At 59.0% G+C, this 14467-nt stretch carries 12 protein-coding genes and 1 pseudogene; 9 read left to right on the top strand and 4 right to left on the bottom strand.

Annotated elements, in window-relative coordinates; genetic code table 11:
• Nucleotides 1–16 precede the first annotated feature (16 nt).
• Together ACP7E0_RS13010 and ACP7E0_RS13005 are read right to left on the bottom strand one after the other, a co-directional pair.
• Nucleotides 17–730, bottom strand: a pseudogene (locus tag ACP7E0_RS13010) (DNA helicase).
• Between the two features lie 324 nt (nucleotides 731–1054).
• Complete coding sequence (locus ACP7E0_RS13005) at nucleotides 1055–1732, bottom strand: alpha/beta hydrolase (RefSeq protein WP_113315586.1); 678 nt, start codon at nucleotides 1730–1732, stop codon at nucleotides 1055–1057.
• 224 nt (nucleotides 1733–1956) lie between these two features.
• Between ACP7E0_RS13005 and ACP7E0_RS13000 the strand changes: the two genes are divergently transcribed.
• The 9 genes from ACP7E0_RS13000 to ACP7E0_RS12960 all read left to right on the top strand — a co-directional run bounded on the left by ACP7E0_RS13000 (nucleotide 1957) and on the right by ACP7E0_RS12960 (nucleotide 11157).
• Nucleotides 1957–3123 (top strand): cysteine desulfurase family protein, encoded by a 1167-nt coding sequence (locus ACP7E0_RS13000; protein WP_426125415.1) that lies wholly within the window; start codon nucleotides 1957–1959, stop codon nucleotides 3121–3123.
• A gap of 145 nt (nucleotides 3124–3268) precedes the next feature.
• Nucleotides 3269–4738 carry a Fe-S cluster assembly protein SufB gene (sufB, locus tag ACP7E0_RS12995; RefSeq protein WP_426125413.1) on the top strand — a complete coding sequence of 490 codons (1470 nt, stop codon included), beginning with the start codon at nucleotides 3269–3271 and terminating at the stop codon, nucleotides 4736–4738.
• A 13-nt stretch (nucleotides 4739–4751) separates the two neighbouring features.
• Nucleotides 4752–4979 carry a hypothetical protein gene (locus ACP7E0_RS12990; RefSeq protein WP_426125412.1) on the top strand — a complete coding sequence of 76 codons (228 nt, stop codon included), beginning with the start codon at nucleotides 4752–4754 and terminating at the stop codon, nucleotides 4977–4979.
• 11 nt (nucleotides 4980–4990) lie between these two features.
• On the top strand, nucleotides 4991–5746 hold the full coding sequence (gene sufC, locus ACP7E0_RS12985; protein ID WP_426125411.1) for a Fe-S cluster assembly ATPase SufC: 756 nt from the start codon (nucleotides 4991–4993) through the stop codon (nucleotides 5744–5746).
• An 11-nt stretch (nucleotides 5747–5757) separates the two neighbouring features.
• Nucleotides 5758–7032: a Fe-S cluster assembly protein SufD gene (gene sufD / locus ACP7E0_RS12980; RefSeq protein WP_426125410.1), complete on the top strand. Its 1275-nt coding sequence runs from the start codon at nucleotides 5758–5760 to the stop codon at nucleotides 7030–7032.
• A gap of 13 nt (nucleotides 7033–7045) precedes the next feature.
• Nucleotides 7046–8287: a cysteine desulfurase gene (locus ACP7E0_RS12975; RefSeq protein ID WP_426125409.1), complete on the top strand. Its 1242-nt coding sequence runs from the start codon at nucleotides 7046–7048 to the stop codon at nucleotides 8285–8287.
• A gap of 12 nt (nucleotides 8288–8299) precedes the next feature.
• Nucleotides 8300–8680 (top strand): SUF system Fe-S cluster assembly protein, encoded by a 381-nt coding sequence (locus ACP7E0_RS12970; protein ID WP_426125408.1) that lies wholly within the window; start codon nucleotides 8300–8302, stop codon nucleotides 8678–8680.
• 90 nt (nucleotides 8681–8770) lie between these two features.
• Nucleotides 8771–9163 (top strand): Fe-S cluster assembly scaffold SufA, encoded by a 393-nt coding sequence (gene sufA / locus ACP7E0_RS12965; protein WP_426125407.1) that lies wholly within the window; start codon nucleotides 8771–8773, stop codon nucleotides 9161–9163.
• A 119-nt stretch (nucleotides 9164–9282) separates the two neighbouring features.
• Complete coding sequence (locus ACP7E0_RS12960) at nucleotides 9283–11157, top strand: PAS domain S-box protein (protein ID WP_426125405.1); 1875 nt, start codon at nucleotides 9283–9285, stop codon at nucleotides 11155–11157.
• Between the two features lie 77 nt (nucleotides 11158–11234).
• Here ACP7E0_RS12960 and gcvP read toward each other — a convergent pair whose 3' ends face one another.
• Both gcvP and gcvH read right to left on the bottom strand, forming a co-directional pair.
• Nucleotides 11235–14099, bottom strand: coding sequence for an aminomethyl-transferring glycine dehydrogenase (gene gcvP / locus ACP7E0_RS12955; RefSeq protein ID WP_426125403.1), 2865 nt, complete (start codon nucleotides 14097–14099; stop codon nucleotides 11235–11237).
• Nucleotides 14099–14461 (bottom strand): glycine cleavage system protein GcvH, encoded by a 363-nt coding sequence (gene gcvH, locus ACP7E0_RS12950; protein ID WP_060640913.1) that lies wholly within the window; start codon nucleotides 14459–14461, stop codon nucleotides 14099–14101. The genes gcvP and gcvH overlap by 1 nt, the downstream gene beginning before the upstream one ends.
• Nucleotides 14462–14467: the final 6 nt, after the last annotated feature.

The raw sequence follows: 14467 nt of genomic DNA, 5'->3' as shown, positions 1-14467 counted from the left end.
CCGGCAGGCTTGAAAATCAAGTTATGGCTTGAAACTGCGCCTTGCCTTCATGCAGGAAGCACGCCTTGGAGAAGAGGCTCATATCGACGCGATTGGGCAGGCGGATGTCCTGCAAGTCCGGCAGTGGTTTGCTTTCCGGATCATAGGAACGATCGATCTGAGACAGAAAGGCGAGAATAATGCCGGCCTTTCGTGCAAAGGCTTGAAGAGCGCCGAGTTGTTCTGAAAGCACGGGCTTGTTTCTACTTTGGTCGAGGATTTGCAGATAATCGATGACCGCGACCGTTCCGCGCGGGGCTTCTGCAAGATGGTGGATGATTTAGTCGGCGCAGATATGGTCATCCGTGACGATCTCCAGTGCTTCGCCAAGGCCGGGTGTTTCTCCTTCCAGCGCGCGGATACGCTGCTTGGTTTCCCGCTCGCTATATTCCAGGGTGAAGAACACGCTCCTCCTACCATCGCTGATGGCATCGAGCAGGAGTTTTAGGCCCAACAGTGTCTTGCCGTGTCCGGGACGGGCGCCCAGCAGCACGATGTCTCCATCAGAGAGCCGGGAGAGGATGTCTCTTTGGTCGGAACTCCCCGCAATTTGCGCAGCAAGCAGGCTCCAGCCTGCAAAACCTTCTCCGCGCGCTATGCGGTCAAAGGCGGCATGCAGGGGGATTTTTTCGTCCCGGGCCAGAAGTTTGGCCCGGCGTTTCAGTTGGTAGATTGGGGCGGATAGCCTCATCACGGAACCTCCATTGCGAGCAGGAAAACGCAATCCCTCCTTATGCGGCGCTCGAACAGATGGCTCGATGATTTCAATACCCCATATGAACGATACTTCCCCGATTGGAGGGAGGAGGCGCGGGCCAAGCCTGTGCCATGACCTATAGCCTGAAGGGGAAATCGGAACAAGATGGAGGCATGTGGTCGACGCCGCCTGTCGCGGTGTTGCGTAGCCGAACCGCCAGTTCTCCAGCCTCAAAAAAAATGGCACTCTGCGACGATTGAGAACGCGGAGTGCCATTTGGAAAAAAATCGGGGCTGGCCGTAACCAGCCACGGCTGGTTTAGCGAATGCGCTTTGCCGCCGGTTCCGGCGTCAGTTCGCCGTTCAGCCGCCGGTCGAGGTAGTCCTCGCATTCGGCCATCAGCGTATCGACCTGTCCGCTGAAGAAGTGGTTTGCACCCGGCACGGTCTTGTGGGTGATCAAGATACCCTTCTGGGCCTTCAGCTTATCGACCAGTGTGTTGACATCCTTTTCCGGCGCCACCTTGTCGAGGTCGCCATTGATGATCAGGCCGGACGACGGGCAGGGTGCCAGGAACGAGAAGTCATAGGTGTTGGGCTGCGGCGCGATCGACATGAAGCCTTCGATTTCCGGGCGGCGCATCAGAAGCTGCATGCCGATCCAGGAGCCGAACGAATAACCGGCGACCCAGCAGCTCTTCGAATCGGGGTGCATGCTCTGCACCCAGTCGAGCGCCGATGCGGCGTCCGACAGCTCACCGGCGCCGTGGTCGAATTCGCCCTGGCTGCGGCCGATCGAGCGGAAATTGAACCGGAGCGTCGTAAAGCCGCGCTTCTGGAACATGTAGAACAGCTGGTAGACGATCTGGTTGTTCATCGTGCCGCCAAACTGCGGATGCGGATGCAGGACGATGGCGATCGGGGCGTTCTTCTGCTTGGACGGCTGGTAACGGCCTTCGAGGCGACCGGCCGGTCCGTTGAAGATGATTTCGGGCATTGGCTCTCCGGGCTTGATTCTGGTACTAAAAACCGTTTCAGCGCTGATGCAGTCTTGACGAAAGCAGTCAGCTTTTCTAAAACCAGTTTAGAACCATTCAAAACTTTGACACGGACTTTCCGTGGCGAGTGCTGTCTCTTACGGCAAGCGAAGCGAAAAATTCAAGGAAAATGCACCGGCCGCATGCCTTTACATGGCAGCCGGTTCATCTTTGGCAAGGGAATATGGGACAAGAGCGCATCTATATGGACTGGAATGCAACCGCGCCGCTCATGCCGGCCGCGCGCGCGGCGTGCCTTGATGCGCTTGATCTGCTCGGCAACCCATCCTCGGTGCATGGCGAAGGCCGTAAAATTCGCACGTTGATCGAAAATGCCCGCCGTGATGTAGCCGCCCTTTGCGGGGCTGCGGCTTCCAGCGTGACCTTTACCAGTGGCGCGACGGAAGCGGCAAACTGGGTTCTGACGCCCGATTTTCGCATGGGCAAGACGCCGCTGACGATCGGCCATCTCTATATTTCGGCGATCGAGCATCCGGCCGTTCGCGAAGGCGGGCGGTTCGGCAAGGCTGATATCAGCGAAATCGCCGTGACGCCGGCGGGTACGATCGATCTGGCCGAACTCGAAGCGGCATTGGCTTCCCATGACCGCCAGTCCGGTCTGCCGATGGTCGCGGTGATGCTGGCCAACAACGAGACGGGCATCGTCCAGCCGATCGGTGACGTAGCCCGCCTGGTCAAGGCCGTTGGCGGTATTCTTCTCGTCGATGCGGTCCAGGCGGCCGGACGCCTGCCGCTGTCGATAGAAGCGCTTGGTGCGGACTTCCTGATCGTCTCGTCCCACAAGATCGGCGGGCCGAAGGGTGCGGGCGCTTTGGTGGCGCGCGGCGAAATCTTGATGCCCACGGCGCTGGTCCGTGGCGGCGGCCAGGAAAAAGGGCATCGCTCCGGAACGGAAAATCCCGCCGCGATTGCCGGATTTGGCGCTGCTGCCCGGTTTGCGGCTGATAATCCGAGCCAGCGGATGATCGCGGTTTCGGCGTTGCGCGACACGCTGGAGACGGCGATGATCGCAGCAGCACCCGACGTCATCATCCATGGCCAGGGCGGCGAGCGCGTCGGCAATACGTGCTTCTTCACGCTGCCCGGCTTGAAGTCCGAGACCGGACAGATTGCCTTTGATCTCGAGGGTGTCGCCCTTTCGGCTGGTTCCGCCTGCTCGTCCGGCAAGGTCGGCCAGAGCTATGTTCTGTCGGCAATGGGGCACGATCTGCGCCATGGTGCGCTGCGGATTTCGATAGGGCCGTCAACGACGGAAGCCGACATAGATCGGTGTGCCGAGGTCTTTGCCAAGGTCTCGGCGCGACGCAGGCTTTCGGGGGCGGCGGCGTGATACTGAATTAAATTGCGGAAATTGAATTTTCCGCTTGGCAAACGGGGTGAAAATGCCCCTTAAGCCCATTACATAGGCGATACAACGACATTGTATCGTGCTGACAAGCTGCCGGACCTTGTATCCGGCGAGATTGGAGAACGACATGGCTGCTGTGCAGGAAACAATCGATCAGGTCGCCCTGATTGATGTGGACCAGTACAAATACGGGTTTGAAACGACGATCGAAATGGACAAGGCGCCCAAGGGTCTGTCCGAAGACATCATCCGCTTCATTTCGGCAAAAAAGAACGAGCCGGAATGGATGCTCGAATGGCGTCTGGAGGCGTATCAGCGCTGGCTGACGCTGGAAGAGCCGACCTGGGCGCGCGTCAACTATCCGAAGATCGATTTCAACGAGATCTATTTCTATGCGGCGCCGAAGAGCACGCCCGGCCCGACGTCGATCGACGACGTTGATCCGGAGCTTCTGCGGGTCTACGAAAAGCTCGGCATTCCCTTGCGCGAACAGGAAATCCTCGCTGGTGTGAAAACGCCGCGCATCGCCGTCGATGCGGTGTTCGATTCCGTTTCGGTCGTCACGACCTTTAAGGAAGAGCTGAAAAAGGCCGGCGTGATCTTCATGTCGATCTCGGAAGCCATCCGCGAACATCCGGATCTGGTGAAGAAATATCTCGGCACCGTGGTTCCGACCACCGACAACTATTATGCGACGCTGAACTGCGCCGTCTTCACCGATGGATCGTTCGTCTATATCCCGAAGGGCGTTCGCTGCCCGATGGAACTGTCGACCTATTTCCGTATCAACGAGAAGGGCACCGGCCAGTTCGAGCGCACGCTGATCATCGCGGAAGAGGGCGCCTACGTCTCCTATCTGGAAGGCTGCACCGCGCCGCAGCGCGACGAAAACCAGCTGCATGCGGCGGTTGTCGAACTTGTTGCGCTCGACGATGCCGAAATCAAGTATTCCACCGTCCAGAACTGGTATCCGGGCGACAAGGACGGCAAGGGCGGCATCTACAACTTCGTCACCAAGCGTGGCGATTGCCGCGGCAAGAACTCGAAAATTTCGTGGACGCAGGTCGAAACCGGCTCGGCGATCACCTGGAAATACCCGTCCTGCATTCTGCGTGGCGATGGTTCCCGCGGCGAGTTCTATTCGATCGCCGTCTCCAACGGCCACCAGCAGATCGACTCAGGCACCAAGATGATCCATCTCGGCAAGAACACCTCGAGCCGCATCGTCTCCAAGGGCATTGCTGCGGGTTTCAGCCAGAACACCTATCGCGGCCAGGTCTCGACCCATCGCAAGGCGGAAAACGCGCGTAACTTCACCCAGTGCGACTCACTCCTGATCGGCGACAAGTGCGGCGCCCATACGGTGCCCTATATCGAGGCGCGCAATTCCTCGGCCCAGTTCGAGCACGAGGCGACAACCTCGAAGATCTCCGAAGACCAGCTGTTCTATTGCCTGCAGCGCGGCATCCCGACGGAAGCGGCGATCGCACTGATCGTCAACGGTTTCGTCAAGGAAGTCATCCAGGAACTGCCGATGGAGTTTGCGGTCGAAGCACAGAAGCTGATCGGGATTTCGCTGGAAGGCTCGGTGGGCTAATCGGGATTGTATTTTGGCCGGGTCCAAAGACATGACGCTGGGAATGAAGATGATGGTGTTCATCATTTTCGTTTCCGTGATGGGTCTTTTCCTCGGCTTTGCCGGATTGGTGTTCGGCTGGCAGATCGCAAAGACTTTGGGAATTGTTTCCGGGGGCATTTTGGCGATTGTCTTTTGGCTCAGCTCCGGCGTTAGAAATGAGACGCTAGATCGCTTCCTTCGCGGAAGAAAAGAAGATTGAGAGAAACTACGATGCTTGAAATCAGAAACCTCCATGCCCGTATCGCCGAAGATGGCACCGAGATCATCCGAGGTCTGAACCTCACCGTGAAGGCCGGCGAAGTCGCTGCCATCATGGGTCCGAACGGCTCCGGCAAGTCGACGCTGTCCTACATCCTGTCGGGCCGCAGCGATTACGAAGTGACCGAAGGCGACATCCTCTACAATGGCGAGAGCATTCTTGAGCTCGACCCTTCCGAGCGTGCTGCCAAGGGTATCTTCCTTGCCTTCCAATATCCGGTCGAAATCCCGGGCGTTGCCACCATGCAGTTCCTGAAGGTCGCGCTTAACGAGCAGCGGAAGTTCCGCGGCGAAGCCGAGCTTTCGACGCCGGATTTTATCCGCCGTGTCAAGGAAGCCGCCGCCAAGCTGCAGATCAACCCGGATATGCTGAAGCGTCCTCTCAATGTCGGTTTCTCCGGCGGCGAGAAGAAGCGTGCCGAAATCCTGCAGATGGCGCTGCTTGAACCGAAGCTGTGCATCCTCGACGAAACCGATAGCGGCCTCGACATCGACGCACTGAAGATCGTTGCAGACGGCGTCAATGCGTTGCGCTCTCCGGATCGCGCCGTCATCGTCATCACCCATTACCAGCGGCTGCTTGAATATATCGTGCCGGACACCGTCCACGTTCTTTACAAGGGCCAGGTCATCAAGTCGGGCGACAAGTCGCTGGCGCTTGATCTTGAAGCTAATGGGTATGCCGACATCATCGATGCGGCGGCTTGAGGAGTACCGGGATGAACATGCAAACGGCAATCACGATGACAGCCGCCGAGACGGCCCTCGTCGATGCCTATACTGCCCAGATCGGTGAACTGCCCGGCGAAGGCGCCGTGCTGTCGGCCCGCGATAGCCTGCTGGCGAGCCTTCGGAAACAGGGGCTACCGACACGCCGCGTCGAATCCTGGCACTACACGGACATGCGTGCGCTTTTGCGTGCGGTTCCAGCCTACGATCCGACGGCGTTTGCGCAGAAGGTGGATCCGCTGGTTCCGGGCTCTTCGGTGCTTGCAGTGCTGAACGGCAAGGCTGATACCAAGAACCTGCCTGCCGGCATCAATGTGCGTTCCTACGCCGAAAGCCTGATCGACGGTGTCGCCGCCGCCGACCTCATCGAACGCGATCAAGACGACGCCATCGGACGGATCAATGGCAGCTTCGTGCGCGACGGTTTCGAGATCGAGGTGCCCGAGGGCACCGAGCTTGAACAGCCGCTCGAACTGCAGCTGGTGCAGAGCGCCGGCCAGAGCCACAGCCGGTTCCCGGTCACCTTCGGTGCCAACACCAAGGCTACAGTCATCGAGCGCCATCTTTCGGTCAACGATGCGGCCAGCCTTGTCACGGTTGTCAGCGACCTGATCCTCGATGAAGGCGCTGAAATCACCTGGATCATCCTGCAGCAGCAGGGCGCCGGCGACAGCCATCTTGCCCAGGTGAATTTCGACCTCGGCACCAACGCCAAGCTCCGGCTGTTCATCATCAATGCCGGCGGCAAGCTGGTGCGCCAGGAAGTGCATGGCGTCACCACAGGCGAAGGTGCGGATTTCAAGCTGCGCGGCATCAACCTGCTCGGCGGCGAAACCCATACCGACGTGACATTCACGCTCGGCCATGACGTGCCGAACACGACATCGACCGAAATTCTCCGCAACGTGCTGTTCGATCGCGCCAAGGGTGTGTTCCAGGGCCAGATCCGGGTTGCTCCGGACGCACAGAAGACCGATGCGAAGATGGCGTGCAACACGCTGCTGCTCTCCGACGATGCCGATTTCTCGGCAAAGCCGGAGCTGGAAATCTTTGCCGACGATGTTCAGTGCGGCCATGGTGCCACCGTCATCGATATCAACCCGACGCATCTCTACTATATGCGTGCCCGCGGCATTCCGGAAAACAAGGCGCGTGCCATGCTGGTCAACGCCTTCGTTGATGAGATTGTCGAGGAACTCGAACATGAAGGCCTGATCGAGACGCTGGAAACGATCATCGCCGCCTGGCTCGAAAAGCACGCCTGATTGGATTTCTGACATGGAACACACGGTGCCGGTTCCGGCCTATGACGTCGAAGCGATCCGCAGGGATTTTCCGATCCTGTCGAGGACCGTCTACGGCAAGCCGCTGGTCTATCTCGACAACGGCGCCTCGGCACAGAAGCCGCAGGTAGTCATCGACGCCGTTGCCCATGCCTATTCCAACGAATATGCCAATGTCCATCGCGGCCTGCATTTCCTGTCGAATGCCGCGACCGATGCCTATGAAGGTTCCCGTGAAAAAGTTCGGCGGTTCCTGAACGCGCCTTCGGTCGACAACATCATCTTCACCAAATCCTCGACCGAGGCGATCAACACGGTTGCCTATGGCTATGGCATGCCGAAAATCGGTGATGGTGACGAGATCGTCATCTCGATCATGGAGCATCATTCCAATATCGTGCCTTGGCATTTCATTCGCGAACGCCAGGGTGCCAAGCTGGTCTGGGCGCCGGTTGACGATCAGGGTGCGTTTCATATCGATGATTTCGTCAAGTGCCTGACCGACAAGACCAAGCTGATTTCCATCACCCATATGTCGAATGCGCTCGGCACCGTCGTTCCGATCAAGGAAATCTGCAGGATCGCCCGTGAACGCGGCATTCCAGTTCTGGTCGATGGCAGCCAGGCGGCCGTCCACATGCCGGTCGACGTGCAGGATCTCGATTGCGACTGGTATGTGATGACCGGCCACAAGCTCTACGGTCCTTCTGGCATTGGCGTGCTCTACGGCAAGATGGAGCGGCTGAAGGAAATGCGTCCGTTCATGGGCGGCGGCGAGATGATCGTCGAGGTCACCGAAGACGCAGTTACCTACAATGAACCGCCGCATCGGTTTGAGGCCGGCACGCCGCCGATCGTGCAGGCGATCGGTCTCGGCTATGCTCTGGATTATATGGACAATATCGGCCGGGCCGCGATTGCCGCCCACGAGGCCGATCTCGCCGCATACGCGCGGGAACGCCTGTCGTCCGTCAATTCCATGCGCATCATCGGGACGGCTCCGGGCAAAGGTGGTATCTTCTCCTTCGAACTTGAGGGTATCCATGCCCATGATGTGTCGATGGTGATCGATCGGGCAGGGGTGGCGGTCAGGGCCGGTACGCATTGCGCCCAGCCGCTCTTGAAACGCTTCGGCGTCACCTCCACATGCCGTGCATCCTTTGGCCTCTACAATACGCGGGCCGAAGTCGACGTGCTGGTGGATGCGCTCGAGCAAGCCCGCAAATTCTTTGCGTAGGGACATATGACGATGAGCCTTGATACGACTGAAGATAAGATCGACGTCCGGGAAGGGATTGTCCATTCCGCAATTCCGGCGGACGAACTGGCGCGTCTGAGCGACGATGTCATTTCCGCGCTGAAGACAGTCTACGATCCGGAAATTCCATCCGATATTTTCGAACTCGGGCTGATCTACAAGATCGACATCGAAGACGACCGCATGGTGAAGATCGCCATGACGCTGACGGCCCCCGGTTGCCCGGTCGCCGGCGAAATGCCGGGCTGGGTTGAAAACGCAGTCGGTGCTGTCGAAGGCGTATCCGGCGTCGAAGTGTCGATGACGTTCGATCCGCCGTGGACGCCGGATCGCATGTCGGAAGAAGCGCAGGTTGCGGTCGGCTGGTACTGATCGCGTATTGATCCCTTAACCGCTGCGCATTACATTCTGGACTCGGAAAGCATCAGGCCTTGAACCTGATTGTTACAAGGAGAACGGCCTATGGGCTTTGCAGTTATGAGTTTGAGCGATGCGGCGGCTGGCCGCGTCCAGGCGATCGTTGAAAATGCCGGTGGCGATGCCCTGGGCATTCGCGTCGGGATCAAGAAGGGCGGATGCGCCGGTATGGAATACGCCATCGACATGGTGACCGCTCCGAACCCGAAGGACGATCTGGTTGAACATCAGGGCGCCAAGGTCTGGGTTGCTCCCGAAGCCGTGCTCTATCTGCTCGGAACCCGGATGGACTTCGAAGTGACGACGCTGCGTTCGGGCTTTACCTTCAACAACCCGAACCAGACATCGGCGTGCGGCTGCGGCGAATCCGTCGAACTGAAGCCCGCCGATCTTGCAGCACTCGTAGCGAAAGGCGATGCGGTCGTTCGCGCCACCTAAGCATCTCGCCGCCATGGTGCGGCCTATATCTTGAGTTCGCATAGAGACTGGTTTGCGCCAGTCTCTTTTTCTGTTTTTATATCTCTGTGAATATGGGGCGGAGCGTGACCGAGTAACCGATGACTGCGTCGCAGACTGATTTCGTTCAAGCGATCTATGATATTTTTCCCTCTCCCGTCATCTTTGTCGATGCCGATCGCATTGTGCTGTCCGTTAATGCCGCCGCTATCGAGCAGTTCGGCTATGCCGCCGATGAAATGATCGGTGGTTCGATACAACGGCTCTATGCCAGCGACCATGACTTTGAAGCAGCTGTTTTCCACAAAGTGGAGGAACCTGAAAACACACAATTTACAGAAGGCATCTACCGCTACCGCCGCCGCGACGGTACGATGTTCAACGCTCGGTTGCGGGTGACGCCGGTTATCGATGCGGATGGTATGACATGTGGATTTGCCGGTATCGTTCACGATATCTCCGATTATCTCGAACTTGACCGCGAGCGCCGGAAAGTCAGCGAAATTCTCGACACTGCGCTGCAGGCCATTCCGGAAGGATTTGCAATCTTCGACGCGGATGAGCGGATCATCGTCTACAACGATGCCTATAGGCGGATCTGCGGCGCGGCAGGACCAAGCCTGAAAATCGGCATGACCGCAGAAGAGATCATGATCGCCGTCTACGAGGTGGGATATTACCCCAATGCCCCCATCGGATCACCACAGGCCAAGGCTTGGCTGGAGAACCGGCTGCGGGCTTTTCGACACCCCGGCGGCGACAACCAGATCTTCGAATACGGCGATGGCCGCTGGCTGCGTGTCGAGGACTTCAAAACGCGCGACGGCAATACCGTAGCACTTCGTATCGATGTCACCGATTTGAAGCGGGCTGAGATCGCGCTCGATAGGCAACGGCTGGAATATTATACGCTGGTCCAGAATATCCCGGATTTCATCTGCCGTATCTCCCCCGATCTCAGATATACGTTCGTCAACGACCGGTATGCGCAGTTTGTCGGCACGGCGGCCGATGATCTCATTGGAAAACCGTTGCTCGATTTCGTTCCAGAAAAGGACCGCGAGAGCCTGGCCGATGTGCTGAAAAAACTGTCGGTTGAGGAACCGCTTGCGGCGCGCGAACAACACCGGAAATTACCCGATGGCGGCGATCTCTGGCTGTTCTGGTCGAATATCGCGCTTTTCGATGGCGGCGAGCTGATCGAGTACGTCACTGTCGGCCGCAACGTCACCGAACTGAAAGAACAGCAGCAGCGCATCGCGCAGCAGGGCGCTGAGTTGCAGCGCAAGAACGAGGCGCTCAATCAGTTTACCGGCACGGTGTCGCATGACTTGAAAGCGCCGCTGCGGCACATGTCGATGTTTTCGGACATGATCGTCGAGGATGTGGCCGGCGGCAATCACCAGGAACTGCCCATTTATGCCGGCCATCTGCGCCAGAGTGCGCGGCGGATGGACCAGCTGATCGACAGCCTTCTGGACTATGCCCAGATTGCCGACGAAATCGGCAGCTGGCAGATCGTTTCAATGACCGATGTGATTTCCGATACCATCCTCAATCTCGATAGTTTCATCCAGGAGGCTGGAGCCAGCATCAACGTTTCGGCTTTTCCGCAGCTGAAAGGCGATCCTGAACTCTTGAAGCGTCTTTGCCAGAACCTGATCGGCAATGCCATCAAGTACCGCCGGGAGGATGTGCAACCGGTAATTCGGATCTATGCCGAGACGGACGCGGATACGGTCCGGGTGATTTTCGAGGACAATGGAATCGGCGTCGATCCGCGGTTTTCCAAGAAGATTTTTGACGTGTTCCAGCGCCTGCACCGGGATGAATCTATTTATCCCGGCACGGGTATCGGACTGGCGCTGGCAAAACGGATCGCCGAGAGCCACGGCGGCTCCATCGCGCTTGATACGGCATTCACGCAAGGAGCACGGTTCGTGGTGACGCTGCCGGACCAATCTCACGCAATGTAAGACGCGAGTAGACGTTGGTTCGCAGCTCCGCTGTGATGAAAAAGGGCGCATCGAGCGCCCCTTTCCGTTTTTCGAACTTACTCTGCCGCCTCGGCATAATCTTCCAGCGGCGGGCAGGTGCAGACCAGGTTGCGGTCGCCAAAGACATTGTCGACGCGGTTGACCGGTGACCAGTATTTGTCGACACGAAACGCTCCTGGCGGGTAGCAGGCCTGTTCGCGCGAATAGGGGCGATCCCATTCGCCGACCAGGTCTTCGACCGTGTGCGGGGCGTTCTTCAGCGGATTGTTCGTCCGGTCCATCTTACCGTCTTCGATCGCCTGCGCTTCGGCGCGGATGGCGAGCATTGCGTCGCAGAAGCGGTCGATTTCGGCCTTAGTCTCCGATTCCGTCGGCTCGATCATCAGCGTGCCGGCCACCGGCCAACTCATGGTGGGAGCGTGGAAGCCGCAGTCGATCAGGCGCTTGGCAACATCATCGACCGTGACACCGGCACTGTCGACCAGCGGGCGGGTATCGATGATGCACTCGTGCGCGACGCGGCCCTTGGCCGATTTGTAGAGCACGTCATAGGCGCCTTTCAGCCGGGCAGCGATGTAGTTGGCGTTGAGGATCGCCACCTTGGTCGCCTGCGTCAGGCCTTCGCCGCCCATCATCAGGCAGTAGCTCCAGGAGATCGGCAGGATGGAGGCCGAGCCGAACGGAGCTGCCGACACTGCACCTTCGCCGCCATCGGTTTCCGGATGGCCGGGCAGGTAAGGGGCGAGATGCGCCTTGACGCCGATTGGCCCCATGCCAGGACCGCCGCCACCATGCGGAATGCAGAAGGTCTTGTGCAGGTTGAGGTGGCTGACGTCGGAGCCGATGTCGCCGGGACGGGCAAGGCCGACCATGGCGTTCATGTTGGCACCATCGAGATAGACCTGGCCGCCATGCCTGTGGACGATGTCACAGACTTCGCGGACATTTTCCTCGAACACACCGTGCGTCGAGGGGTAAGTGATCATGCAGCACGAGAGGTTTTCCGCATAATGCTCTGCTTTTGCACGGAAATCGTCCATGTCGATATCGCCGTTGTCGCTGACCTTGACGACGACGACCTTCATGCCGGCCATCTGGGCGGACGCGGGATTGGTGCCGTGTGCGGAGGTTGGAATCAGGCAGACATCGCGATGGTCGTTGCCATTGGCGAGGTGATAGGCCCGGATGGTCAGAAGCCCGGCATATTCGCCCTGTGCGCCCGAATTCGGCTGCATCGAGACCGCATCATAACCGGTGATCTGGCAGAGCTTCTGGCTGAGGTCAGTGATCATGTGGCGATAACCTTCGGCCTGATCGGCGGGCACGAAGGGATGGATTTCTGAAAATTCCGGCCAGGTGATCGGCAGCATTTCAGCTGTGGCGTTCAGCTTCATCGTGCAGGAGCCGAGCGGAATCATCGAGCGGTCGAGCGCCAGGTCCCGGTCCGACAGCCTTCGGATATATCGGGTCATCTCGCTTTCCGCACGGTTCATGTGGAAGATCGGATGGGTCAGATAGGCGCTGGTGCGCAGTAGGGTTTCGGGCAGGCGGTAACCGGCGTCAAAATCCTCGACCTTGAAATCGCCGCCAAATGCCCGCCAGACGGCTTCCAGCGTCACCGGCCGCGAGCGCTCGTCGAGGCTGATGCCGATCTTGGTGGTGCCGATGCGGCGAAGGTTGACCTCTTCGGCGACGGCGGTCTTCAGGATGATGCCCTGCAGCTTGCCGACATCGACGGTGACCGTGTCGAAGAACACGTCCGGTTCGACGGCATAGCCGAGCTTTTCAAGGCCGAGAGCGAGCAGAACAGCCTTCTGGTGAACGCTCTGGGCGATCGCCTTGATGCCCTTGGGGCCGTGGAAGACGGCATACATCGAGGCCATGACGGCGAGCAGAACCTGCGCGGTGCAGATGTTCGACGTCGCTTTCTCGCGGCGGATATGCTGTTCGCGGGTCTGCAGCGACAGGCGGTAGGCGCGGTTGCCGCGGCTATCCTGGGAGACGCCAACCAGACGGCCAGGCATCGAGCGCTTGTAGGCGTCCTTGACGGCCATGTAGGCCGCATGCGGGCCACCGTAGCCGACGGGAACGCCAAAACGCTGGGTGCAGCCGATGGCAATATCGGCGCCCATTTCGCCCGGAGATTTCAACAACGCCAGCGCCAGCGGATCGGCAGCGACCGTGGCGATTGCGCCCGTCTGGTGCAGCCGGGCAATCAGGCCGGTGAAATCGTGAACGTGACCATAGGTGCCCGGATACTGGAAGATCGCCCCAAAGACATCGACCGGATCGAGATCGGTGAACGGGTTGCCGATGACGATCGACCAGCCGAGCGGCTCGGCGCGGGTCTTCAGAAGCGCGATGGTCTGCGGGTGGCAGCCTTCATCGACGAAAAAAGCCTTGGCCTTGGACTTTGCCACGCGCTCGGCCATTGCCATTGCTTCAGCGGCGGCGGTTGCCTCGTCGAGCAGCGAGGCATTGGCAACGTCGAGACCGGTCAAGTCGCAGACCATCGTCTGGTAGTTGAGCAAAGCCTCGAGACGGCCCTGGCTGATTTCCGGCTGGTAGGGGGTATAGGCGGTGTACCAGGCAGGGTTTTCCAGGATGTTGCGCTGGATGACCGGCGGCGTGATTGTGCCGTAGTAACCCTGGCCGATCAGCGAAACGAGCTTCTTGTTGAGGTTTGCCGTTTCGCGCATCTTGTCGAGCGCTTCGCGCTCGGTCATGGCAGCGCCCCAGGCAAGCGGGGCCTTCTGGCGGATCGACGGCGGAACCGTGTCGTCGATCATGGCGTCGAGGCTAGGGTAGCCGACGACCTTGAGCATCGCCGTCATTTCATCGGGCGAGGGGCCGATATGACGCCGGTTGGCGAAGTCATACGGCTTGTAGTCGGTAAAGGTGAAATCCTTCGGCATGCTCATCAGGCGATCAGCTCCTTGTAGGCGGCTTCGTCCAGAAGGGCGTTGACGGCCGACGGGTCGGAGAGCTTCAGCTTGAAGAACCAGCCGGCGCCTTGAGGATCGCTGTTGACCAGGGCCGGATCATCGACGATGGCCTGGTTGGATTCAACGATCTCGCCATCAAGTGGACAATAGACGTCGGAGGCTGCCTTGACGGATTCAACGGTGGCGGCGGTGGCGCCCTTATCGAGCGCGGTACCGGCTTCCGGCAGTTCCACGAAGACGAGGTCGCCGAGCTGTTCGGCAGCATGGGCGGTGATGCCGACGGTTGCGATATCACCCTCGATTTTCAGCCATTCGTGTTCATCGGTAAATTTCAGCATGGGTTC

Source organism: Pararhizobium sp. PWRC1-1, assembly GCF_049897905.1.
Classification (GTDB): Bacteria; Pseudomonadota; Alphaproteobacteria; order Rhizobiales; family Rhizobiaceae; genus Pararhizobium.
The sequence above is the reverse complement of the archived record's forward strand: the minus strand, read 5'-3'. Positions and strand labels throughout refer to the sequence as shown.

What these genes read in the sequence shown, in the direction of transcription:
- sufD (WP_426125410.1), top strand. Translation starts at nt 5,758, where the DNA reads ATGAACATGCAAACGGCAATCACGATGACAGCCGCCGAGACGGCCCTC.
- sufC (WP_426125411.1), top strand. Translation starts at nt 4,991, where the DNA reads ATGCTTGAAATCAGAAACCTCCATGCCCGTATCGCCGAAGATGGCACC.
- ACP7E0_RS12960 (WP_426125405.1), top strand. Translation starts at nt 9,283, where the DNA reads ATGACTGCGTCGCAGACTGATTTCGTTCAAGCGATCTATGATATTTTT.
- ACP7E0_RS12975 (WP_426125409.1), top strand. Translation starts at nt 7,046, where the DNA reads ATGGAACACACGGTGCCGGTTCCGGCCTATGACGTCGAAGCGATCCGC.
- ACP7E0_RS13005 (WP_113315586.1), bottom strand. Translation starts at nt 1,732, where the DNA reads ATGCCCGAAATCATCTTCAACGGACCGGCCGGTCGCCTCGAAGGCCGT.
- ACP7E0_RS13000 (WP_426125415.1), top strand. Translation starts at nt 1,957, where the DNA reads ATGGGACAAGAGCGCATCTATATGGACTGGAATGCAACCGCGCCGCTC.
- sufB (WP_426125413.1), top strand. Translation starts at nt 3,269, where the DNA reads ATGGCTGCTGTGCAGGAAACAATCGATCAGGTCGCCCTGATTGATGTG.
- gcvP (WP_426125403.1), bottom strand. Translation starts at nt 14,099, where the DNA reads ATGAGCATGCCGAAGGATTTCACCTTTACCGACTACAAGCCGTATGAC.
- ACP7E0_RS12970 (WP_426125408.1), top strand. Translation starts at nt 8,300, where the DNA reads ATGAGCCTTGATACGACTGAAGATAAGATCGACGTCCGGGAAGGGATT.
- sufA (WP_426125407.1), top strand. Translation starts at nt 8,771, where the DNA reads ATGGGCTTTGCAGTTATGAGTTTGAGCGATGCGGCGGCTGGCCGCGTC.
- gcvH (WP_060640913.1), bottom strand. Translation starts at nt 14,461, where the DNA reads ATGCTGAAATTTACCGATGAACACGAATGGCTGAAAATCGAGGGTGAT.